This is a genomic window from Streptococcus nakanonensis (assembly GCF_059738785.1).
On sequence record NZ_AP027139.1, the window covers coordinates 637,029 to 657,368 of the forward strand.

24 protein-coding genes and 1 tRNA gene are annotated in these 20,340 nt (G+C 41.1%); 18 read left to right on the forward strand and 7 right to left on the reverse strand.

Annotated elements, in window-relative coordinates; all coding sequences use genetic code 11:
- Positions 1 to 45: 45 nt before the first annotated feature.
- The gene (locus AC6I9F_RS03325; RefSeq protein WP_173218573.1) at positions 46 to 252 is read right to left on the reverse strand and encodes a ferredoxin; all 207 of its coding nucleotides are present in this window, start codon (positions 250 to 252) and stop codon (positions 46 to 48) included.
- 45 nt (positions 253 to 297) lie between these two features.
- Here AC6I9F_RS03325 and AC6I9F_RS03330 point away from each other — a divergent pair, with 45 nt between their 5' ends.
- The 8 genes from AC6I9F_RS03330 (at position 298) to AC6I9F_RS03365 (ending at position 5,876) form a co-directional block, all read left to right on the forward strand.
- Positions 298 to 768 carry an SAG1386/EF1546 family surface-associated protein gene (locus AC6I9F_RS03330; protein WP_173218575.1) on the forward strand — a complete coding sequence of 157 codons (471 nt, stop codon included), beginning with the start codon at positions 298 to 300 and terminating at the stop codon, positions 766 to 768.
- 8 nt (positions 769 to 776) lie between these two features.
- Complete coding sequence (cmk, locus tag AC6I9F_RS03335) at positions 777 to 1,448, forward strand: (d)CMP kinase (RefSeq protein WP_498022753.1); 672 nt, start codon at positions 777 to 779, stop codon at positions 1,446 to 1,448.
- A 130-nt stretch (positions 1,449 to 1,578) separates the two neighbouring features.
- Positions 1,579 to 1,917, forward strand: coding sequence for a zinc ribbon domain-containing protein YjdM (locus AC6I9F_RS03340; RefSeq protein WP_498022755.1), 339 nt, complete (start codon positions 1,579 to 1,581; stop codon positions 1,915 to 1,917).
- A gap of 2 nt (positions 1,918 to 1,919) precedes the next feature.
- Complete coding sequence (locus tag AC6I9F_RS03345) at positions 1,920 to 2,549, forward strand: Pr6Pr family membrane protein (protein ID WP_173226970.1); 630 nt, start codon at positions 1,920 to 1,922, stop codon at positions 2,547 to 2,549.
- A gap of 125 nt (positions 2,550 to 2,674) precedes the next feature.
- On the forward strand, positions 2,675 to 3,826 hold the full coding sequence (locus AC6I9F_RS03350; RefSeq protein WP_498022757.1) for an MFS transporter: 1,152 nt from the start codon (positions 2,675 to 2,677) through the stop codon (positions 3,824 to 3,826).
- Positions 3,827 to 3,924: 98 nt separating this feature from the next.
- Positions 3,925 to 4,674 carry a tRNA pseudouridine(38-40) synthase TruA gene (gene truA, locus AC6I9F_RS03355; RefSeq protein WP_262080528.1) on the forward strand — a complete coding sequence of 250 codons (750 nt, stop codon included), beginning with the start codon at positions 3,925 to 3,927 and terminating at the stop codon, positions 4,672 to 4,674.
- A complete protein-coding gene (locus AC6I9F_RS03360; RefSeq protein ID WP_173234671.1) occupies positions 4,664 to 5,437 on the forward strand; it encodes a bifunctional hydroxymethylpyrimidine kinase/phosphomethylpyrimidine kinase in 774 nt (257 codons plus the stop codon). The genes truA and AC6I9F_RS03360 overlap by 11 nt, the downstream gene beginning before the upstream one ends.
- The gene (locus tag AC6I9F_RS03365) at positions 5,415 to 5,876 is read left to right on the forward strand and encodes an ECF transporter S component (protein WP_173234673.1); all 462 of its coding nucleotides are present in this window, start codon (positions 5,415 to 5,417) and stop codon (positions 5,874 to 5,876) included. Before AC6I9F_RS03360 ends, AC6I9F_RS03365 begins: the two co-directional genes overlap by 23 nt.
- Before the next feature lie 74 nt (positions 5,877 to 5,950).
- On the opposite strand, the gene AC6I9F_RS03370 is transcribed toward AC6I9F_RS03365, so the two are convergent.
- The 5 genes from AC6I9F_RS03370 to AC6I9F_RS03390 all read right to left on the reverse strand — a co-directional run bounded on the left by AC6I9F_RS03370 (position 5,951) and on the right by AC6I9F_RS03390 (position 10,925).
- Positions 5,951 to 6,157 (reverse strand): hypothetical protein, encoded by a 207-nt coding sequence (locus tag AC6I9F_RS03370; RefSeq protein WP_112443985.1) that lies wholly within the window; start codon positions 6,155 to 6,157, stop codon positions 5,951 to 5,953.
- 17 nt (positions 6,158 to 6,174) lie between these two features.
- On the reverse strand, positions 6,175 to 7,257 hold the full coding sequence (locus tag AC6I9F_RS03375; protein WP_498022761.1) for a M24 family metallopeptidase: 1,083 nt from the start codon (positions 7,255 to 7,257) through the stop codon (positions 6,175 to 6,177).
- A gap of 127 nt (positions 7,258 to 7,384) precedes the next feature.
- Entirely contained in the window at positions 7,385 to 8,167 is a 783-nt protein-coding gene (gatD, locus tag AC6I9F_RS03380) for a lipid II isoglutaminyl synthase subunit GatD (RefSeq protein WP_498022763.1), read from the reverse strand.
- A complete protein-coding gene (gene murT / locus AC6I9F_RS03385) occupies positions 8,167 to 9,510 on the reverse strand; it encodes a lipid II isoglutaminyl synthase subunit MurT (RefSeq protein ID WP_112443990.1) in 1,344 nt (447 codons plus the stop codon). Before murT ends, gatD begins: the two co-directional genes overlap by 1 nt.
- A gap of 98 nt (positions 9,511 to 9,608) precedes the next feature.
- Positions 9,609 to 10,925, reverse strand: a complete 1,317-nt coding sequence (locus tag AC6I9F_RS03390) for an FAD-containing oxidoreductase (RefSeq protein ID WP_000958960.1) — start codon at positions 10,923 to 10,925, stop codon at positions 9,609 to 9,611.
- A 193-nt stretch (positions 10,926 to 11,118) separates the two neighbouring features.
- Here AC6I9F_RS03390 and AC6I9F_RS03395 point away from each other — a divergent pair, with 193 nt between their 5' ends.
- Positions 11,119 to 12,345, forward strand: coding sequence for an L-lactate MFS transporter (locus AC6I9F_RS03395; protein ID WP_000841581.1), 1,227 nt, complete (start codon positions 11,119 to 11,121; stop codon positions 12,343 to 12,345).
- A gap of 197 nt (positions 12,346 to 12,542) precedes the next feature.
- Complete coding sequence (gene cshA / locus AC6I9F_RS03400) at positions 12,543 to 14,117, forward strand: degradosome RNA helicase CshA (protein WP_498022766.1); 1,575 nt, start codon at positions 12,543 to 12,545, stop codon at positions 14,115 to 14,117.
- A gap of 29 nt (positions 14,118 to 14,146) precedes the next feature.
- Here cshA and AC6I9F_RS03405 read toward each other — a convergent pair whose 3' ends face one another.
- Positions 14,147 to 14,356 carry a hypothetical protein gene (locus AC6I9F_RS03405; RefSeq protein ID WP_498022768.1) on the reverse strand — a complete coding sequence of 70 codons (210 nt, stop codon included), beginning with the start codon at positions 14,354 to 14,356 and terminating at the stop codon, positions 14,147 to 14,149.
- A 201-nt stretch (positions 14,357 to 14,557) separates the two neighbouring features.
- Here AC6I9F_RS03405 and codY point away from each other — a divergent pair, with 201 nt between their 5' ends.
- From codY to AC6I9F_RS03445, 8 genes are all read left to right on the forward strand, one after another.
- Positions 14,558 to 15,346: a GTP-sensing pleiotropic transcriptional regulator CodY gene (codY, locus tag AC6I9F_RS03410; protein WP_000940732.1), complete on the forward strand. Its 789-nt coding sequence runs from the start codon at positions 14,558 to 14,560 to the stop codon at positions 15,344 to 15,346.
- A complete protein-coding gene (locus AC6I9F_RS03415) occupies positions 15,346 to 15,921 on the forward strand; it encodes a cysteine hydrolase family protein (RefSeq protein WP_498022770.1) in 576 nt (191 codons plus the stop codon). The genes codY and AC6I9F_RS03415 overlap by 1 nt, the downstream gene beginning before the upstream one ends.
- 80 nt (positions 15,922 to 16,001) lie before the next feature.
- A tRNA-Leu gene (locus AC6I9F_RS03420) sits at positions 16,002 to 16,087 on the forward strand.
- Between the two features lie 281 nt (positions 16,088 to 16,368).
- On the forward strand, positions 16,369 to 17,499 hold the full coding sequence (locus AC6I9F_RS03425; RefSeq protein ID WP_000229957.1) for an ABC transporter ATP-binding protein: 1,131 nt from the start codon (positions 16,369 to 16,371) through the stop codon (positions 17,497 to 17,499).
- 271 nt (positions 17,500 to 17,770) lie between these two features.
- Positions 17,771 to 18,283: an adenine phosphoribosyltransferase gene (locus tag AC6I9F_RS03430; RefSeq protein ID WP_498022773.1), complete on the forward strand. Its 513-nt coding sequence runs from the start codon at positions 17,771 to 17,773 to the stop codon at positions 18,281 to 18,283.
- A 144-nt stretch (positions 18,284 to 18,427) separates the two neighbouring features.
- Entirely contained in the window at positions 18,428 to 18,652 is a 225-nt protein-coding gene (locus AC6I9F_RS03435; RefSeq protein ID WP_498022775.1) for a hypothetical protein, read from the forward strand.
- A 9-nt stretch (positions 18,653 to 18,661) separates the two neighbouring features.
- The gene (gene metA / locus AC6I9F_RS03440; RefSeq protein ID WP_498022777.1) at positions 18,662 to 19,606 is read left to right on the forward strand and encodes a homoserine O-acetyltransferase MetA; all 945 of its coding nucleotides are present in this window, start codon (positions 18,662 to 18,664) and stop codon (positions 19,604 to 19,606) included.
- A gap of 8 nt (positions 19,607 to 19,614) precedes the next feature.
- The gene (locus AC6I9F_RS03445; protein ID WP_498022779.1) at positions 19,615 to 20,292 is read left to right on the forward strand and encodes a DnaD domain-containing protein; all 678 of its coding nucleotides are present in this window, start codon (positions 19,615 to 19,617) and stop codon (positions 20,290 to 20,292) included.
- The last annotated feature ends 48 nt before the right edge of the window (positions 20,293 to 20,340 follow it).

Genomic DNA, 20,340 nt, shown 5'->3' on the forward strand with positions numbered 1-20,340 from the left:
CATGGAAATATGCTAAACTAGAGGGAGTGGGTTATCGCCATTGATTTAGGCTTCCTGATTGCTAATCAGGGCGCGAGTTGGGCAATTTTTAACAGCCTCTAAGACATCCTGGCTAGGAGAAATTTCTTTTTCTAGTTGGTCAGGGTCATCGTAAAAACGCACGATTCCATTATCGTGGTAATCAAATAAATCAGAATAAGTTTGGCAAAGCCCACAGGCGATGCATCGTTCAGGTATAAGTGTGATTTTCATATTTATATTGTAATAAGAAAAGTAAAAAAAAACAAGGAGCAGGGTATGGAAAAAGAACCGTGGCAAGAAGATATTTATGAAAATCAAGAAGAAACAAGATCAGAACGTCGTAAGAGAACTCAAGGCAGAGATGTAGTGGCCAATCGTGTCTTGACGATCCTAGCCAGTATTTTCTTTGTAATTGTGGTGGTGATGATTATTGTTCTCATCTATCTTTCATCAGGTGGGAGTAATCGCACAGCAGCCTTGAAAGATTTTCACGATTCAGATGCAAATGTAGTACAGATTTCATCATCTAGTAGTTCCCAGCCTGAACAGAGTTCAGAATCTTCTTCTGAACACTCGGAGGAAGCTACAGATCCAGAAGGGACGACAAAAGTCTTGGCTGGAGAAGGGGAAGCAGCCATTGCAGCTCGTGCTGGGATTTCGATTGCTCAGTTAGAAGCTTTAAATCCTGGGCACATGGCTACGGGGTCTTGGTTTGCTAATCCAGGTGATGTTATAAAAATAAAATAGGAGCCGATATGAAAACAATTCAAATTGCTATTGACGGTCCTGCTTCAAGTGGTAAGAGTACGGTCGCAAAGATTATTGCCAAGGATTTTGGATACACTTACCTAGATACAGGTGCCATGTATCGCGCAGCGACCTATATGGCTCTCCAAAACCAGTTAGGAGTAGAAGAAGTTGAAGCCCTTCTAGCCTTGTTGGACCAGCATCCAATTAGTTTTGGACGCTCAGAAACTGGAGACCAGCTTGTCTTTGTAGGCGATGTGGATATTACCCATCCTATTCGTGAAAATGAAGTGACCAATCATGTTTCTGCTATTGCAGCAATTCCTGAAGTCCGTGAGAAACTAGTTTCTCTCCAACAAGAAATCGCCCAACAAGGCGGTATTGTCATGGACGGTCGCGATATTGGAACTGTTGTATTACCACAAGCAGAATTGAAAATTTTCCTAGTAGCTTCTGTTGATGAAAGAGCAGAGCGTCGTTATAAGGAAAATATTGCCAAGGGAATTGAGACAGACCTTGAAACCTTAAAAGAGGAAATTGCTGCGCGTGACTACAAGGATAGTCATCGTGAGACTTCACCTCTCAAACAAGCAGAGGATGCTGTCTACCTTGATACAACTGGTTTGAACATTCAAGAAGTAGTTGAAAAAATCAAAGCAGAAGCTGAAAAAAGAATGTAGATGTAGAAAAGCCGATAGATTGATATCGGTTTTTTTCTAAATTTGTCAAAATGCTGATTTTAAGGTATAATAGTTGCTGTTCAAGAAATTTTGATTTTCAAAGAATAGTGAATGATGATAAGGAGAAACCATGAACAACCTACCAAATTGCCCAAAATGCAACTCAGAGTATGTCTACGAAGACGGTGCCCTACTGGTTTGCCCAGAGTGTGCTCATGAGTGGAATCCTGCTGAAGTTGCAGAAGTAGAAGAAGGTCTTGTCGCTATCGATGCCAACGGAAATAACTTGGCTGACGGTGATACTGTTACCCTCATCAAGGACTTGAAAGTAAAAGGTGCGCCAAAAGATTTGAAACAAGGGACGCGCGTGAAAAATATCCGCATCGTAGAAGGCGACCACAATATCGACTGTAAAATTGATGGCTTTGGTGCCATGAAACTCAAATCAGAGTTTGTGAAGAAGATTTAAGTATGTCAAAACACTATAAACTTGTATTTTATAGCCGTATCTTCTTGTTTCTAGCGGCTTTTACGGGAGTTTATCTTGAAATTACCAAGCATGGTGGTTTTGGGATGCTTCTCTATTACACGGTTCTGTCCAACCTCTTGGTAACTATTTTTACCCTCTATCTCCTAAAGGTTATGAGCCGTGTAGGTGAAAACTGGCAAAGACCAAGTCTCTTGCGCTTAAAAGGTGGAGTCACCATGAGTATCATGATTACCTGTGTGATTTACCATTTCCTCTTAGCACCTATTGCGACTAATTTCTATACTCTAGAAAATTTCCTTTGCCACTATATCGTTCCCCTCTGGTTTTTCGCAGATACCCTCTTTTTTGACAAACAGGGTCAATACAAGATTTGGGATCCAATTGTGTGGACGATTTTACCCTTGCTGTATATGATGTTTGCTCTCTTTAATGGTTTGGTTTTAAAACTCAATATTCCAAATGCCAAGGATAATCCTTTCCCTTACTTCTTTTTGAATGTGAACAAGGGTTGGGATGTCGTGTTCAAGTGGTGTCTGATTATCTTTGTTGCCTATATGGTGGCAGGATTTATCTTCTACTTTATCAAGCAAATCAAGAGAAAGTCATCCTAAGACACAAGGGATTCATTTTCGAGTTTAAGAAGGAGTCTATACACTAAAGAGGCTTCTTCTTTTCTTGCTTTTTTGACAACTATCAAAAGAGACAGAAGATTAAGAGAAATATAGAAAGAGATTTCATGAAACAATTTTTAGAACGGGCCAGTATTTTGGCTCTCTCACTCGTTTTGATTACATCCTTTTCCATCTCGAGTGCCCTGCCAGCCATGTTTGACTATTATCAAGGTTATCCTAAGGAACAAATTGAGCTCTTGGCGAGCTTGCCTTCCTTTGGGATCATGATGATGTTACTACTAAATGGTTTCTTAGAAAAAATATTTCCTGAGCGATTACAGATTAGTTTGGGATTGTTGATTTTATCACTGAGTGGAACAGCACCCTTTTGGTATCAAGCCTATCCCTTTGTCTTTGGAACTCGGATTCTTTTTGGTTTGGGTCTCGGGATGATCAATGCCAAGGCCATTTCCATTATCAGTGAACGTTATCAAGGAAAAACACGAATTCAGATGCTAGGGTTACGCGGTTCTGCAGAGGTCGTTGGAGCTTCTCTCATTACCTTGGCAGTCGGTCAGTTGTTGGCCTTTGGTTGGACAGCTACCTTCCTAGCTTATAGTGCTGGATTTTTGGTGCTGACCCTTTATCTGCTCTTTGTCCCTTATGGAAAAGAAAAGAAAGAAGTCAAGAAAAAAGCGAAGGAAGCAAGTCGCTTAACTCGAGAAATGAAAGGCTTGATTTTTACCCTAGCTATTGAAGCGGCAGTTGTAGTTTGTACCAACACGGCTATTACTATCCGTATTCCAAGTTTGATGGTGGAAAGAGGACTTGGAGATGCCCAGTTATCTAGTTTTGTTCTTAGTGTCATGCAGTTAATCGGGATTGTGGCTGGGGTGAGTTTTTCTTTCTTGATTTCTATTTTTAAAGAGAAACTGCTCCTCTGGTCTGGTATTACCTTTGGTTTGGGGCAAATTGTGATTGCCTTGTCTCCATCCTTGTGGGTGGTAGTGGCAGGGAGTATTCTGGCTGGTTTTGCCTACAGTGTAGCCTTGACGACGGTCTTTCAACTTGTCTCTGAACGAATTCCAGCTAAACTCCTCAATCAAGCAACTTCATTTGCTGTATTAGGCTGTAGTTTCGGAGCTTTTACAACCCCATTTATTCTAGGTGCAATTGGCTTACTAACTCACAATGGGATGTTGGTCTTTGCTATCTTAGGATCTTGGTTAATTGTAACCTCTATCTTTGTCATGTACCTACTCCAAAAGAGAGTTTAGGATTGGTTTCCTAGGTTTTTCTTTTGAGTTTTTTGTACCCAGACAATATTTATTTTAGAACCTTGTCTACAGATTAATTTCTTGATAAAATAGAAGTTATGACGAGATATAAAGCAACTATTTCCTATGATGGTTACGCCTTTGCTGGTTTTCAGCGCCAGCCTCATGCGCGTAGCGTTCAGGAAGAAATTGAAAAAACCTTGACTAGATTGAATAAGGGGAAAGCCATCACTGTTCACGGTGCTGGTAGGACTGATAGTGGGGTTCATGCTTTGGGACAGGTTATTCATTTTGACCTACCTTATCAGATGGATGAGGAGAAGCTCCGTTTTGCTTTGGACACTCAGTCTCCTGAAGATATTGATGTGATTTCAATTGAGCTTGTGGCGGATGATTTTCATTGTCGTTATGCCAAGCATAGCAAGACCTATGAGTTTATCGTGGATAGAGGACGTCCCAAAAATCCGATGCGCCGTCACTATGCCACCCACTTCCCTTACCCACTTGATGTGGAGAGGATGCAGGAGGCCGTCAAAAAGCTAGAAGGAACCCATGATTTCACTGGCTTTACAGCCTCTGGGACTAGTGTAGAGGATAAGGTTCGCACTATTACAGAAGCCAGTCTTAGGGTTGATGAGACAGGCCAGTTTTTGACTTTTACCTTTTCAGGAAATGGTTTCTTGTATAAACAGATTCGCAATATGGTGGGGACGCTACTCAAAATTGGCAATAACCGCATGCCAGTAGAGCAGATTGACCTCATCTTGGAGAAGAAGGACAGGCAACTTGCAGGTCCCACTGCAGCACCTAATGGTTTGTATTTAAAGGAGATTCGTTATGAAGAATAATCGTATTTTAGCACTTTCAGGAAATGATATTTTTAGTGGTGGTGGATTGTCCGCTGATTTGGCTACCTATACCTTGAACGGCTTGCATGGCTTTGTAGCAGTGACTTGTTTGACAGCCTTGACAGAAAAAGGATTTGAAGTCTTTCCAACTGACGATACCATTTTTCAACATGAATTAGATAGCTTACGTGATGTGGAGTTTGGGGGAATTAAGATTGGTCTCCTACCAACTGTCAGTGTGGCTGAGAAGGCATTGGACTTTATCAAGCAACGCCCAGGAGTGCCTGTGGTTCTGGATCCTGTCTTGGTCTGCAAGGAAACGCACGACGTAGCAGTTAGTGAACTCTGCCAAGAGTTGGTTCGCTTTTTCCCTCATGTCAGTGTGATTACGCCTAATCTTCCTGAAGCAGAATTACTAGCAGATCAAGAGATTAAAACCCTTGAAGATATGAAAACTGCAGCACAGAAATTGCATGAATTAGGAGCGCCAGCAGTTATTATCAAGGGAGGCAATCGCCTTAGTCAGGACAAGGCTGTAGATGTCTTTTATGATGGACAAACCTTTACAGTGTTGGAAAATCCTGTCATCCAAGGGCAAAATGCTGGCGCAGGTTGTACCTTTGCCTCTAGCATTGCCAGTTACTTGGTTAAAGGTGATGAACTTTTATCAGCAGTAGAAAGCTCTAAGGCTTTCGTTTACCGTGCCATTGTACAAGCAGATCAGTATGGAGTAAGACAATATGAAGCAAACCAAAACAACTAAAATCGCCCTTGTATCCCTATTAACCGCCCTTTCTGTGGTTCTAGGTTATTTCTTAAAAATTCCAACACCGACAGGCATTCTAACTCTTTTAGATGCGGGTGTCTTCTTTACGGCCTTTTACTTTGGTAGTCGTGAAGGGGCTGTAGTCGGAGGACTAGCAGGCTTCTTGATTGACCTCTTATCAGGCTATCCTCAGTGGATGTTCTTTAGCTTGGTCAACCATGGCTTGCAGGGATTTTTCGCAGGATTTAAAGGAAAAACTCAGTGGTTAGGCCTTATCTTAGCAACGATTGCCATGGTAGGGGGTTACGCCTTGGGTTCTACATTGATGAATGGCTGGGCAGCAGCCCTACCAGAAATTTTACCAAATTTCATGCAAAATATAGTAGGGATGATTGTAGGATTTATTCTTAGTCAAAGTATCAAGAAGATTAAGTAAAGAGACTGAGTCAAAAGTCTTTCAAATAAGAAAAACGCATAGTATCAGGTGTTCAAAACTTGATACTATGCGTTTTATTGTGGGAAGATTTTATACTCTTCAAAAATCTCTTCAAACCGCGTCAACGTCGCCTTGTCGTAGATATGGTTACTGACTTCGTCAGTTCTATCCACAACCTCAAAACAGTGTTTTGAGCTGACTTCATCAGTCTTATCTACAACCTCAAAACAGTGTTTTGAGCAACCTGCGGCTAGTTTCCTAGTTTGCTCTTTGATTTTCATTGAGTATTAGATGAATATTAATCAAAATAAAGCAAGTCTTTGCTGGTGCTTGTAAAGAGGTCAAAGCCATCCTTGGTAACAACACCGCAGTCTTCGATACGGACACCGACTTTACCAGGGATATAGATACCTGGTTCAACAGAGAAGCACATGCCTTCTTCGATAACCAAGTCATTTCCTTCCATGATAGAAGGGAATTCGTGGACATCCATACCGATACCGTGACCGAGACGGTGGTTGAAGTACTCGCCGTAACCAGCTTTTTCGATGACCTCACGGGCAGCGCGATCCACTTCATGGGCAGTCACCCCTGGCTTGATAAAGTCAAGAGCAGCTTGTTGGGCTTCAAGAGTCAAGTTATAAATGTCTTTCTTGAATTGGTCTGGTTTGCCGACAGCGACCGTACGAGTCATATCTGACGCATAGCCGTTGACTAGAACACCAAGGTCAAAGAGGAGAAGGGCGTTATTTTCAACTTTGTTTGCTGCTGGAATACCGTGTGGATTTGCAGCATTATCACCAGTCAAGACCATGGTATCAAAACTCATTTCATAACCTTCACGCTTCATAGCAAAGTCAATTTGGGCGATGATATCTGTCTCAGTCTTATCAAGAGAAATATTGTCAAAACCAACATTAACAGCCTTGTCCGCATAGAGACCTGCAACCATCATTTTTTGCACTTCATCAGCTGATTTGATGAGGCGCATGCGTTGGATACGAGGAGTGAGGTTTTCAAACTCAGCAGTTTCAAAAACGGTTTTTAAACCATGATATTTGGTTAAGATGAGATTGTCAAACTCAACAGCGACACGTTTGAAATCAAGCTGTGGTAGAGCATGTTTCATTTTTTGCCATGGATTTTCAGAATCCACATAGCCCACAACTGGGAAGGAAACAGTGCTAGTAGCACGCTCAACTTCAAGAGCTGGGACAAAGAGGAGGGGTTCTTGATCCGCTAGGACAAAAAGGAACATTTGGCGTTCATGGGGATCACTGTAAAAGCCAGTGAGGTAATTGATTGTGACGGGGTCAGATACGACAGCGACGTCTAGTTTTTCTGATTCAAGATATGTTACGATTTGTTGTAATTTAGACATATGCTACCTTCTTTCTACCCCTCTATTTTGGCAAAAAAAGAGAGAAAATGCAAGGGAGAAGGGTAAAAGAAAAGACAAAAAGAACTCCGATAAGATAATGGAGTTCTTTGATATGTTTTTCCTTGGTTTAAGAAAAGTCAGCCTTGCTTTTGACATCACTGTACTCTTCAGCGATTTCTTGGCTGAGAATATCTTCATAAGCAGGGAGTTGGATGTCCTGACCGTATTTCTTCTTGAGGGCAGTAGTGACTAGGCGATAAGCCAGATTGGCATTACGAGAGAGGATAGGTCCGTGGAAGTAGGAACCAAAGACATTCTTGTAATGAACCCCTTCGCCGACTTTTTCTTCGTTGTTTCCATTTCCATAGACTACCTGTCCCAGTGGTTTTTGGTCATCTGAGAGGAAGGTACGGCCCTGATGGTTTTCAAAACCATAGTAGGTTTCATCGAAATCTTCATTGTGAATCTTGATGTCACCGATAAAACGCTTATTGGTCTGGTTGAGGGTGTAGTGGCCCATAACCCCTAGCCCTTCGATGCGTTTGCCTGAAGCTTCAATATAATATTGACCCAATAGTTGGAAACCACCGCAGATAGCCAGAACCACACCGTCATTTTGGATGTAGTTGTCAATGCTCTCTTTTTTAGCAGGTAGGTCGTCTGCAATGATACTCTGTTCAAAGTCTTGACCACCACCAAAAAAGGCGATGTCGTAATGATTTTCGTCAAAGTCATCATGGAGTGAAACGATGTCAACGGTCACATGGGCTCCCAGCTTTTCAGCCACATACTTGAGCATGAGGATGTTTCCATTGTCCCCGTAGGTATTCATGAGATTTCCGTAGAGGTGGGCAATGTTGAGCTGATAGGGGTAATTGCCATCTTTTGAGGAAAGTGAAGTATAAACCATTAGTTCATCTCCTTTCTAACAATCTGACGACTAGCCAGCAGTTCGCGGAATTCCAGCATAGCAGTATAGGTAGCCAGGATATAGGCATGCTTGCAGTCTTGGTTTTCAATGGTCTTAAGAACTTGTTCCAGATTACTTGTCTCAGTAATTTTCTCAGCTGGGTAACCAGTCACACGAAGACGGCGTGCGATTTCAGAATGGCGAACACCGCCAGCGTTGATTTCAGGGATGTCCATGTCAGTGATTTGTTCAAAATCAGCATCCCAGATCCAGCTTGTGTCAATCCCATCAGCATAGTTGGCATTAAGGAGGACGGATAGGCTAAATGGATAAGGTGCTAGTTTAATCATCTCGATAGCTTGGGTTGCACCGACTGGATTTTTAATCAAAACAAGGGTGCATTCCTTGTCACCGATATGGAAGGTTTCCTGGCGTCCAAAGACAGCACGGCTCTTGTCAAATCCCTGCTTGATGAGTTGGGAATCGGCGCCGAGAAAGCGGGCGATGGCAACTGCAGCTAGGGCGTTGTAGATATTATAGAGACCACCGATTTGGATACCATATTCTTGTCCGTCTATGACAAAGCGAGAGCTATTGTTGGTCAACTCAACTAGTTCTGTCAAGCGATAGTCGAGATCAGGACGTTTACATCCGCAGCCTTCACAGATATAGGCACCCAAGTTTGCATAGGTATTCTGCTCATATTTGAGGATTCCTTGGCAGTCAGGACAGAGAATCCCTTCTGTATTATAGTGAGCCAGCTGGGCTGGTCTTTTCTCCAAGTCAAAACCAAAATACTCTACAGGATTTGGAATAGCTGGCTTGTAGAAAAGTGGACTGTCTCCATTAAGGAGAACAGTAGCCGTAGGCACCTTACGAATGGCATCCAAAATCATCTTGTAAGTTGTGTAAATCTCACCATAGCGGTCCATCTGGTCACGGAAGATATTGGTGATAACAAAAAGGCTTGGCTGGATATAGTCACAGATACGAGATAGACTGGCTTCATCAATTTCTAAGACGGCAATATTTTTTCCAGTTTTAGAAGATTTGGCTGTTAAGAAGGTTGTCGCAATTCCTGTAATCATGTTGGCACCGCTTGGGTTGGTCAGAACTTGACCATAAACCTCTTTTAAAATACCGACAGTGAGGGCAGTTGTCAAGGTTTTTCCGTTGGTTCCAGTGACCACGACAATCTCGTAGTTCTTAGCTAGGTTTTGTAAAATATCTTTATCAAATTGAAGGGCAAGTTTTCCTGGGAGCGTACTTCCACGGCCAAGACGGCTTAAAACGAAGTGGGAAGAGCGCCCAGCAATAAGGCCCAAAGTAGTTTTTAAGTTCATGTTTCTATTATATCACAAAAGAGTGAAAAGACAGATTTGGTGTTTCGCAGAAGCAAAAACAGCCCAAAGAGGGCTGTTCGATACGATCAAATCTCAACTTAAATCGCAAACAAGTCATTCAAGTTCTCAGCCAAGGTTGGGTGAGTGAAGATTTGTTTTGTGAAGTAAGTATAAGGAATCTTGTTGTCCATAGCAACAGTAATGATGTTGATGATTTCTTGAGAACCTTCTGAGAAGATGCTTGCTCCAAGAATTTCTTTTGTTTCAGTATTCACAACAGCTTTGAAAGCTCCGCGAAGGTCTCCATTTACGTGACCACGAGGCATGGCTGCAACAGGGATTTCTTTCACTGCGTATGGAAGTTTCAAATCAGCTGCTTGGCTTTCAGTTAAACCAACTTGTGAAAGGGCAGGTGTGATAAACATGGTGTTTGGTACATTGAGACGGTCTTCAAGAGTGTAGCTGCCATCTCCAGCAAGGTAGCTGTAGACAACACGGAAGTCATCAAGTGAAATGTAAGTAAATTGAAGGCCACCGTTGACATCTCCAACTGCAAAGACACCAGGAACGTTTGTTTGACAGTGTTTGTCTACTTTAATAGCGCCACGTTCAGTTAGTTCAATATCTGTATTTTCAAGTTGAAGTGGTTCTACATTTGGTTTGCGTCCAGTTGCGTAGAGAAGGGCATCGAAACGGTAAGTTTCGTTTTCAGTCACGACAAGGACTTGGTCACCGTCGTTTTTGATTTCAGTAGTATGGATATTTTGAAGCAATTCAATACCGTCTTCTTCCATATATTGTTTAGCAAGAGCTGCGATGGAAGGTTCTGCACGAGGTAGGAAAGTATCCAAGGCATCTAGGACTGTGACCTTGCTTCCAAGTTTGTTGTAAAGGCCAGCAAATTCAAGACCGATATTTCCGCCACCAAGGACTCCAAGTTTTTCAGGCAACTTGTCCAAGTTTTGGATCCCTGTTGAGTCAAAGACGTTTTTGCTTGTAGCAAGTCCAGGGATTGGCAAGACGTTTGAAACAGCACCAGTGTTGATGACGATTGTTTCAGCAGTCAGTTCTTTCTTTTCATCACCAGCTTGGATTTCGATGACTTTATTTGAAAGGAAGTGAGCTTCCGCATCAAAGATATCCACGCCTGTACCAGCAACAGTCGCATAGTTTTTACCGTTGAGGCGACCAGTGATAGTATTTTTGGTAGCAATGACTTCTTCAAAAGACAAGCCCTTCTCAGCAGCAACTAGCAAAGTCTTAGTTGGGATACAACCGATGTTGATACAAGTTCCACCGTACATAGCTTTGCTACGTTCAACGAGGGCAACTTTTTTGCCAGCTGAAGCCAATTTACCAGCTAGTGTTTTACCAGCCTTACCAAATCCGATAACGATTAAATCATAAGTTAACATTTAGAGTTCCTCCTATTCGAATTACATTCTAGCACAAGAAAAAAACTTTTGCACAATTCTGCTACGAAAAAGACAGAAAAAAATAAAAACGCTTTCCAGACAAAAAGCTAGTAATTTTTTGACAAGCTTGATAAACTAAAATCCTATCTATTTTTATATAAGATAGAATAAATGTTCGAAAATAGGAGGTTTTATGAAATCGAATCGTTATATTATTGCCTTTGCTGGGGTCATTTTACACTTAATGCTGGGTTCGACTTATGCTTGGAGTGTTTATCGTAACCCTATTATTGAAAAAACGGGATGGGATCAGGCTTCTGTTGCCTTTGCCTTTAGTCTAGCAATCTTTTGTTTAGGCTTATCGGCTGCATTTATGGGGCGTTTGGTAGAAAAATTTGGTCCGAGAGTCATGGGGAGTCTATCTGCTTTTCTATACGCAGGTGGAAATATCTTAACAGGATTTGCAATAGACCGTCAGGAACTGTGGTTGTTGTATCTGGCTTACGGCATTTTAGGTGGGCTTGGTTTGGGAGCAGGCTATATTACCCCTGTGTCAACGATTATAAAATGGTTTCCTGATAAACGTGGTCTCGCAACAGGTTTAGCGATTATGGGGTTTGGTTTTGCTTCTTTATTGACTAGTCCCATAGCGCAACATCTCATCGCAGGGATAGGGCTTGTAGAAACTTTTTATATTTTAGGTGCAAGTTACTTTATTATCATGCTCCTAGCTTCACAATTCATTAAGCGTCCAAATGAGCAAGAGCTTGCAATTTTATCTGCTTCAGGGAAAGAAAAAACAGCCTCTTTGACGCAAGGAATGGCTGCAAATCAGGCTCTGAAAAGCAATCGGTTTTATATACTTTGGATTATTTTCTTTATCAACATAGCTTGTGGTTTAGGCTTAATTTCAGCGGCATCGCCAATGGCACAGGAGATGGCTGGCTTGTCTACAAGTCATGCAGCAGTAATGGTGGGCGTTTTAGGGATTTTCAATGGATTTGGTCGCTTGCTCTGGGCGAGCTTATCTGACTATATCGGTCGCCCCCTAACCTTTAGTATATTACTGCTTGTCAATCTTTTCTTTTCTCTCTCACTTTGGCTCTTTACAGATTCCGTTTTATTTGTAGTCGCTATGTCTATTTTGATGACTTGCTATGGAGCTGGTTTTTCATTGATTCCAGCTTATCTCAGTGATATTTTTGGAACCAAGGAATTGGCCGCTCTGCATGGTTATATTTTAACAGCTTGGGCAATGGCTGGTTTAGCAGGACCTATTTTATTAGCAGAGACTTATAAAATGGCTCATTCTTACACACAAACCTTGTTCGTTTTTATCATTTTATATAGTATCGCCTTGGCTTTGTCTTATTATCTAGGTCGTTCCATCAAAAAGGAAAGCCAAAAACCGCTTACATGATTTTCTAGAGAAATTAGGCTATCTTTTGCTCTGGTCTTGTGTTATACTAGATGGGTTGCAAAGAAAACAGTACTTTTCTTTTGTGGAAAAGAAGCAACACGATTTTGTATCCAGTATATGAAAATACGTCATAAAAAGAAAAGTATACACTAAGCCCTATAGGGTGGCTTCGCACCACCTTTAGAAAGAAGAATAACGTGAAATTTAATGAATTAAACTTGTCTGCTGATTTGCTAGCAGAGATTGAAAAAGCTGGTTTTGTAGAAGCCAGTCCGATCCAAGAACAAACCATTCCTTTGGCCCTTGAAGGCAAGGACGTTATCGGTCAAGCTCAGACTGGTACAGGAAAAACTGCAGCTTTTGGCTTGCCTACTCTTGAAAAAATCCGTACAGAAGAAGCGACCATCCAAGCCTTGGTCATCGCTCCAACTCGTGAACTCGCTGTCCAAAGTCAAGAAGAACTATTCCGCTTTGGTCGTAGTAAGGGAGTCAAAGTTCGCTCAGTATATGGCGGATCAAGCATTGAAAAACAAATTAAGGCTCTTAAATCTGGTGCCCATATCGTGGTGGGAACACCTGGTCGTCTCTTGGACTTGATTAAACGCAAGGCCTTGAAATTACAAGATATTGAAACTCTCATCCTTGACGAAGCAGATGAAATGCTCAACATGGGCTTCCTTGAAGATATCGAAGCCATCATTTCTCGTGTTCCTGAAAACCGTCAAACCTTACTTTTCTCAGCAACTATGCCAGATGCTATCAAACGTATCGGTGTTCAGTTTATGAAAGAACCTGAGCATGTGAAGATTGCGGCTAAGGAATTGACAACAGAATTGGTTGACCAGTACTATATCCGAGTTAAGGAACAAGAAAAATTTGATACCATGACTCGTCTTATGGATGTGGAACAACCAGAACTTGCTATCGTATTTGGTCGTACTAAACGCCGTGTAGATGAATTGACTCGTGGTCTTAAAATCCGTGGTTTCCGTGCCGAAGGAATTCATGGTGACCTGGACCAAAACAAACGTCTTCGTGTCCTTCGTGACTTTAAAAATGGCAATCTTGATGTTTTGGTTGCGACAGACGTTGCAGCGCGTGGCTTGGATATTTCAGGTGTGACCCATGTCTATAACTACGATATTCCACAAGATCCTGAAAGTTATGTTCACCGTATCGGTCGTACAGGTCGTGCTGGTAAGTCAGGTCAGTCGATTACTTTTGTTGCTCCAAACGAAATGGGCTACCTTCAAATTATTGAAAACTTGACTAAGAAACGCATGAAAGGTCTCAAACCTGCAAGTGCAGAAGAAGCCTTCCAAGCTAAAAAACAAGTAGCTCTCAAGAAAATCGAACGTGATTTTGCAGATGAAACCATTCGTGCCAACTTTGAGAAATTTGGTAAGGACGCTCGTAAGCTAGCTGCCGAATTTACTCCAGAAGAATTGGCAATGTATATCTTGAGTCTGACAGTCCAAGATCCAGATAGCCTTCCAGAAGTGGAGATTGCGCGTGAAAAACCACTACCGTTTAAACCATCAGGTAATGGCTTCGGTGGTAAAGCTAAGGGAGGTCGTCGTGGAGATGACCGTCGTGATAATCGCCGTGGAGACAACCGTCGTGGTGGTCGCCGTGATGATTTCAAAAAAGGAAGTCGTGGCAACGATCGTTTTGATAAGGAAAAACGTTACCGTAAGGATAATAAAAAACCACGCAATACCTCAAGCGAAAAGAAAACAGGCTTTGTTATTCGTAACAAGGGAGATAAATAAGAAAAAGCGGTTCAAAATGAATCGCTTTTTTATATAAGGAGACCGAATGTGAAAAGATAATACTCTTCGAAAATCTCGTCAACGTCGCCTTGCCGTAGGTATATGTTACTGACTTCGTCAGTTCTATCTGCAACCTCAAAACAGTGTTTTGAGCTGACTTCGTCAGTTTTATCTGCAACCTCAAAGCTGTACTTTGAGCAGCTTACGGCTAGTTTCCTAGTTTGCTCTTTGATTTTCATTGAGTATAAATAAAATTGTTGTATTATCTTTTTATAATGTTATGATACACAAAAATAGACAGCTTGTCAATAGAAAAGGGAAAATTTAATTAAAAATATTCTGGTTTTTAAAAATTGCAAGTCAATAAGGAATTTTCAGATAATTATTGAAAAAGAGACGTTTTTATGTTATAATGATAGCGATTAAATTCGAGGTGAAAAATGGCACATTTATTAGAAAAAACAAGAAAAATTACATCAATTTTGAAGCGCTCAGAGGAGCAGTTGCAGGATGAGCTGCCTTACAACGCTATTACGCGTCAGTTAGCGGATATTATTCATTGCAATGCCTGCATTATCAATAGTAAGGGACGTCTGCTTGGCTATTTTATGCGTTATAAAACAAATACAGATCGCGTAGAGCAATTCTTCCAAACTAAGATCTTCCCAGATGACTACGTTCAAGGGGCTAATATGATTTACGAAACAGAAGCAAATTTGCCTGTTGAGCATGATATGAGTATTTTCCCTGTTGAGAGTAGAGATGATTTTCCAGATGGCTTGACAACCATTGCACCGATTCATGTATCAGGGATTCGACTTGGTTCTTTGATTATTTGGCGCAATGATAAAAAATTCGAAGATGAGGACTTGATCCTTGTTGAGATTGCCAGTACCGTCGTTGGGATTCAACTCCTTAATTTCCAACGTGAAGAAGATGAGAAAAATATTCGCCGCCGTACTGCTGTTACCATGGCGGTTAATACCCTTTCTTACTCCGAACTCCGTGCTGTTTCAGCAATTTTAGGGGAGTTAAATGGAAATGAAGGGCAGTTGACTGCGTCAGTGATTGCAGATCGTATCGGAATCACTCGTTCTGTGATTGTCAATGCTCTGCGTAAACTTGAATCTGCGGGGATTATTGAAAGTCGCTCTCTTGGAATGAAGGGAACCTATCTTAAGGTCTTGATTTCAGATATTTTTGAAGAAGTGAAGAAAAGAGATTACTAATGACTAAGGCTTTGATTTCGATTGATTATACAGAAGATTTTGTTGCTGATAGTGGTAAATTGACAGCAGGGGCTCCAGCTCAAGCTATTTCAGAAGCCATTAGCAAGGTGACTCGATTAGCTTTTGAACGTGGAGACTACGTCTTCTTTACCATTGATGCTCACGAAGAAAACGATTGTTTTCATCCAGAAAGTAAACTATTTCCTCCTCATAATCTGATTGGGACTAGTGGACGCAATTTATACGGAGACTTGGGGATCTTTTATCAAGAGCATGCTTCAGACAGTCGTGTCTTTTGGATGGATAAACGCCATTACTCAGCTTTTTCAGGGACTGACCTAGATATTCGTTTGAGAGAGCGTCGAATTTCTACCGTTATCTTAACAGGTGTCTTGACGGATATCTGTGTCCTACATACAGCTATAGATGCCTATAATCTAGGATATGACATCGAGATTGTTAAACCAGCTGTTGCTTCCATCTGGCCTGAAAATCATCAATTTGCCCTAGGTCATTTCAAAAACACACTCGGAGCTAAGTTAGTAGATGAAAATCTAAATGAAATTTCAGAGTAATTTGGTTGATGAAATGAAAAAATTTGAAAAAAAGTGTTGACAAGGATCCCAAAAGTTGATATACTAGTAAAGTAATCGACGCGGGGATGGCGGAATTGGCAGACGCGCAGGACTAAGGATCCTGTGACCGCTTTAGGTCGTGAGGGTTCAAGTCCCTCTCTCCGCATAGGATAAGAGTTAGCTTAGGCTAGCTCTTTTGTATTTCTCTAAAAAATTAGAATCCAGTCAAATGTAGTGGAGAATCAGTGAAAATATGGGAAAACTAATCCTTGTTTCTGCTTTTGTATAGAAGAATAATAAAGATTATCTTCTTCAAATTCTTCGATATTCTCTAAAGTTTTGTGCAAGTTGCACAGAACTTTTTTGTTTTTTTGGTCACCTTGCCATAGAAATGTAAAGCGTTTTCATATATAATGTAATTATCAAAAGACAAAAGGAGTTCACCTCATGGTAGAATTGAATCTTAAAAATATTTACAAAAAATATCCAAACAGCGAACACTATTCAGTTGAAGATTTCAACTTGAACATCAAAGATAAAGAATTTATCGTTTTCGTAGGTCCTTCAGGATGTGGTAAATCAACTACACTCCGTATGATTGCTGGTCTTGAAGACATCACAGAAGGAACTGCATCTATCGATGGCGTGGTTGTCAACGACGTAGCTCCAAAAGACCGCGACATCGCTATGGTATTCCAAAACTACGCTCTTTACCCACACATGACTGTTTATGACAACATGGCTTTCGGTTTGAAATTGCGTAAATACAGCAAGGAAGACATCGACAAACGTGTGCAAGAAGCAGCTGAAATCCTTGGATTGAAAGAATTCTTGGAACGTAAACCAGCTGACCTTTCAGGTGGTCAACGTCAACGTGTTGCCATGGGTCGTGCCATCGTCCGTGACGCAAAAGTATTCTTGATGGACGAACCTTTGTCAAACTTGGATGCAAAACTTCGTGTATCAATGCGTGCTGAAATCGCTAAAATCCACCGTCGTATTGGAGCTACAACTATCTACGTAACTCACGACCAAACAGAAGCGATGACACTTGCAGACCGTATCGTTATCATGTCAGCAACTAAGAACCCTGCTGGTACAGGTACTATCGGACGTGTAGAACAAATCGGTACTCCTCAAGAAGTTTACAAAAACCCAGTTAACAAATTCGTTGCAGGATTCATCGGAAGTCCAGCAATGAACTTCATCAATGTGAAATTGGTTGGTAGCGAAATTATTTCAGACGGTTTCCGTTTGAAAGTTCCAGAAGGCGCTTTGAAAGTACTTCGTGAAAAGGGCTATGAAGGTAAAGAATTGATCTTCGGTATCCGTCCAGAAGACGTGAATGCAGAACCTGCTTTCCTTGAAACATTCCCAGACTGTGTTGTAAAAGCGACTATCTCTGTATCAGAACTGCTTGGTTCAGAATCTCACCTATACTGCCAAGTTGGTAAAGACGAATTTGTTGCTAAAGTTGATGCTCGTGATTACTTGCAAACAGGCGCAACAGTTGAACTTGGATTTGACTTGAACAAAGCACACTTCTTTGATGTAGAAACTGAAAAAACAGTCTATTAAAATAAATAAAATTTAAAGCACTACAAGAAAAGATATCTCTTTATCAATTGTAGTGGAGAGATATCAGTTAATCTAGGGAGAGAAACGAAATGCTTCTCTCCTTTTTGCTAGGGAAGTCATATTATGCATCTATCTTGTGATACCCTTTGAATAAAAATGGTCATCTTATTTGACTTATAGGGTGACTAGCAGATGAAATATTGTTTTCTCTTTCTTCTTTACTAGAAAGTATGGTATAATAGAGAGTAAAAACTTTGAAAGAAAGAAAAAGATGAATTTAAAAGATTATATTGCAACAATTGAAAATTATCCAAAGGAAGGCATCATCTTCCGTGATATTAGTCCTTTGATGGCTGATGGGAATGCTTATAGCTACGCTGTTCGTGAAATTGTTCAGTATGCTACTGACAAGAAAATTGATATGATTGTAGGGCCTGAGGCTCGTGGATTTATCGTGGGCTGTCCAGTTGCCTTTGAGTTGGGAATTGGCTTTGCACCTGTTCGTAAGCCAGGAAAATTGCCACGCGAAGTCATTTCTGCTGACTATGAAAAAGAGTACGGTGTTGATACCTTGACTATGCACGCGGATGCCATCAAGCCAGGTCAACGTGTTCTAATCGTAGATGACCTCTTGGCAACAGGTGGAACTGTTAAGGCAACTATCGAAATGATTGAAAAACTTGGCGGTGTTGTAGCAGGTTGTGCCTTTCTTGTTGAATTGGATGAATTGAACGGCCGTGAAAAAATCGGTGACTACGATTACAAAGTTTTGATGCATTATTAATGAAAAACAGTCCCTAGGGCTGTTTTCTCTACATTGGGATATAAAAATAGACTATAGCTAGTTAGAGAAAAACTATAATTGAAAACTATATCTTCTTGCAGTATAATAAAAGGACTAGATGTTTGAGATTTAGTTTCATACTCAATGAAAATCAAAGAGCAAACTAGGAAACTAGCCGTAAGCTGCTCAAAGTACAGCTTTGAGGTTGCAGATAAAACTGACGAAGTCAGCTCAAAACACTGTTTTGAGGTTGCAGATAGAACTGACGAAGTCAGTAACATATACGTACGGCAAGGCACGTTGACGCGGTTTGAAGAGATTTTCGAAGAGTTCAAACACAAGCAATTATTCCTGAAAGAGTACAGTTAGGAGAGGGTTATGCCGATTCGAATTGATAAAAAATTACCAGCTGTTGAGATTTTACGGACAGAGAATATCTTTGTCATGGATGATCAACGTGCTGCCCACCAAGATATTCGCCCGTTGAAGATTTTAATTTTAAATCTCATGCCACAGAAAATGGTCACAGAGACCCAGTTGTTACGCCATTTGGCCAATACACCTCTACAACTGGATATTGATTTTCTCTATATGGAGAGCCATCGTTCTAAGACAACTCGTTCAGAGCACATGGAGACCTTTTATAAAACTTTTCCTGAAGTTAAGGACGAGTATTTTGATGGGATGATTATCACGGGTGCTCCAGTTGAGCATTTACCATTTGAGGAAGTGGACTATTGGGAGGAATTTAGCCAGGTGCTTGAGTGGTCTAAGACCCATGTCTATTCGACCCTTCATATCTGTTGGGGTGCTCAGGCTGGTCTTTATCTGCGCTATGGAGTGGAAAAATACCAGATGGACAGTAAGTTATCAGGTATTTATCCTCAGGATGCTTTAAAAGAAGGGCACCTTCTTTTTAGAGGCTTTGACGATAGCTATGTATCCCCTCATTCACGGCACACGGAGATTTCTAAGGAAGAAGTCTTAAACAAAACCAATCTCGAGATTTTATCAGAAGGACCTCAGGTTGGGGTTTCGATTTTGGCTAGTCGGGATTTGCGTGAAATTTATAGTTTTGGACATTTGGAATATGACCGTGATACCTTGGCAAAAGAGTATTTCAGAGATTGTGATGCAGGTTTAGATCCTCATATTCCAGAAAATTACTTTAAGGATGATGATGTCAATCAGACGCCTTGTCTTTGTTGGTCTTCATCGGCAGCCCTCTTTTTCAGTAACTGGGTGAACTATGCGGTCTATCAGGAAACTCCTTTTGACTGGAGAAAAATAGAAGATGATGCATCCGCATTTGGGTATTTATAAGAGGAATTATGACATATTTAGACGCTTTTAAATCAGGGAACTTGGTTTTACCGAGTGCCCTGCTCTTGCATTTTAAGGAACTCTTTCCTTCTAGCGACGATTTTCTGGTCTGGCAATTTTTCTATTTGCAAAATACGACAGGTTTGGAAGAAATGTCGCCAAGCCAGATTGCTGAAAGGATTGGCAAGGAAATTTCAGATGTCAACCAGTCCATTTCTAATCTTACGGAGAGGGGACTTCTCCAGTATCGAACGATTGAATTGAATGGTGAAATCGAATTGCTTTTTGATGCTAGTTTGGCTTTGGAACGTTTGGATGACTTGCTTGGAGCTCCTGCTTCGAGTTCAGACCAGTTGACACCTCAGAATCAGCTTAAGGATTTGGTGGAAACCTTCCAGCAGGAATTGGGACGCTTGTTGACACCTTTTGAGATTGAGGATTTGACCAAGACACTAAAGGAAGATGGAACCAGTGCTGACTTGATTAAGGAGGCTCTTCGTGAAGCTGTTTTAAATGGAAAAGCAAACTGGAAGTACATTCAGGCGATTTTGAGAAACTGGCGCCATGAAGGTATCAAAAGTGTGGCTCAAATTGAGGCTAAGCGGGCAGAGAGAGAAGCAAGCAATCCTCAGTTGACACAGGTATCTGCAGATTTTAGAAATGCTATGGATCTCTGGAAGGATTAATCCTTGTAAGCAGGCTTGAAATCCGAGTAAGATTTGCAAGCTGTGTCT

Coding starts and splice junctions, on each gene's coding strand:
- AC6I9F_RS03325 (WP_173218573.1), bottom strand. CDS start 252: ATGAAAATCACACTTATACCTGAACGATGCATCGCCTGTGGGCTTTGC.
- AC6I9F_RS03330 (WP_173218575.1), top strand. CDS start 298: ATGGAAAAAGAACCGTGGCAAGAAGATATTTATGAAAATCAAGAAGAA.
- cmk (WP_498022753.1), top strand. CDS start 777: ATGAAAACAATTCAAATTGCTATTGACGGTCCTGCTTCAAGTGGTAAG.
- AC6I9F_RS03340 (WP_498022755.1), top strand. CDS start 1,579: ATGAACAACCTACCAAATTGCCCAAAATGCAACTCAGAGTATGTCTAC.
- AC6I9F_RS03345 (WP_173226970.1), top strand. CDS start 1,920: ATGTCAAAACACTATAAACTTGTATTTTATAGCCGTATCTTCTTGTTT.
- AC6I9F_RS03350 (WP_498022757.1), top strand. CDS start 2,675: ATGAAACAATTTTTAGAACGGGCCAGTATTTTGGCTCTCTCACTCGTT.
- truA (WP_262080528.1), top strand. CDS start 3,925: ATGACGAGATATAAAGCAACTATTTCCTATGATGGTTACGCCTTTGCT.
- AC6I9F_RS03360 (WP_173234671.1), top strand. CDS start 4,664: ATGAAGAATAATCGTATTTTAGCACTTTCAGGAAATGATATTTTTAGT.
- AC6I9F_RS03365 (WP_173234673.1), top strand. CDS start 5,415: ATGAAGCAAACCAAAACAACTAAAATCGCCCTTGTATCCCTATTAACC.
- AC6I9F_RS03370 (WP_112443985.1), bottom strand. CDS start 6,157: ATGAAAATCAAAGAGCAAACTAGGAAACTAGCCGCAGGTTGCTCAAAA.
- AC6I9F_RS03375 (WP_498022761.1), bottom strand. CDS start 7,257: ATGTCTAAATTACAACAAATCGTAACATATCTTGAATCAGAAAAACTA.
- gatD (WP_498022763.1), bottom strand. CDS start 8,167: ATGGTTTATACTTCACTTTCCTCAAAAGATGGCAATTACCCCTATCAG.
- murT (WP_112443990.1), bottom strand. CDS start 9,510: ATGAACTTAAAAACTACTTTGGGCCTTATTGCTGGGCGCTCTTCCCAC.
- AC6I9F_RS03390 (WP_000958960.1), bottom strand. CDS start 10,925: ATGTTAACTTATGATTTAATCGTTATCGGATTTGGTAAGGCTGGTAAA.
- AC6I9F_RS03395 (WP_000841581.1), top strand. CDS start 11,119: ATGAAATCGAATCGTTATATTATTGCCTTTGCTGGGGTCATTTTACAC.
- AC6I9F_RS03405 (WP_498022768.1), bottom strand. CDS start 14,356: ATGAAAATCAAAGAGCAAACTAGGAAACTAGCCGTAAGCTGCTCAAAG.
- codY (WP_000940732.1), top strand. CDS start 14,558: ATGGCACATTTATTAGAAAAAACAAGAAAAATTACATCAATTTTGAAG.
- AC6I9F_RS03415 (WP_498022770.1), top strand. CDS start 15,346: ATGACTAAGGCTTTGATTTCGATTGATTATACAGAAGATTTTGTTGCT.
- AC6I9F_RS03425 (WP_000229957.1), top strand. CDS start 16,369: ATGGTAGAATTGAATCTTAAAAATATTTACAAAAAATATCCAAACAGC.
- AC6I9F_RS03430 (WP_498022773.1), top strand. CDS start 17,771: ATGAATTTAAAAGATTATATTGCAACAATTGAAAATTATCCAAAGGAA.
- AC6I9F_RS03435 (WP_498022775.1), top strand. CDS start 18,428: ATGAAAATCAAAGAGCAAACTAGGAAACTAGCCGTAAGCTGCTCAAAG.
- metA (WP_498022777.1), top strand. CDS start 18,662: ATGCCGATTCGAATTGATAAAAAATTACCAGCTGTTGAGATTTTACGG.
- AC6I9F_RS03445 (WP_498022779.1), top strand. CDS start 19,615: ATGACATATTTAGACGCTTTTAAATCAGGGAACTTGGTTTTACCGAGT.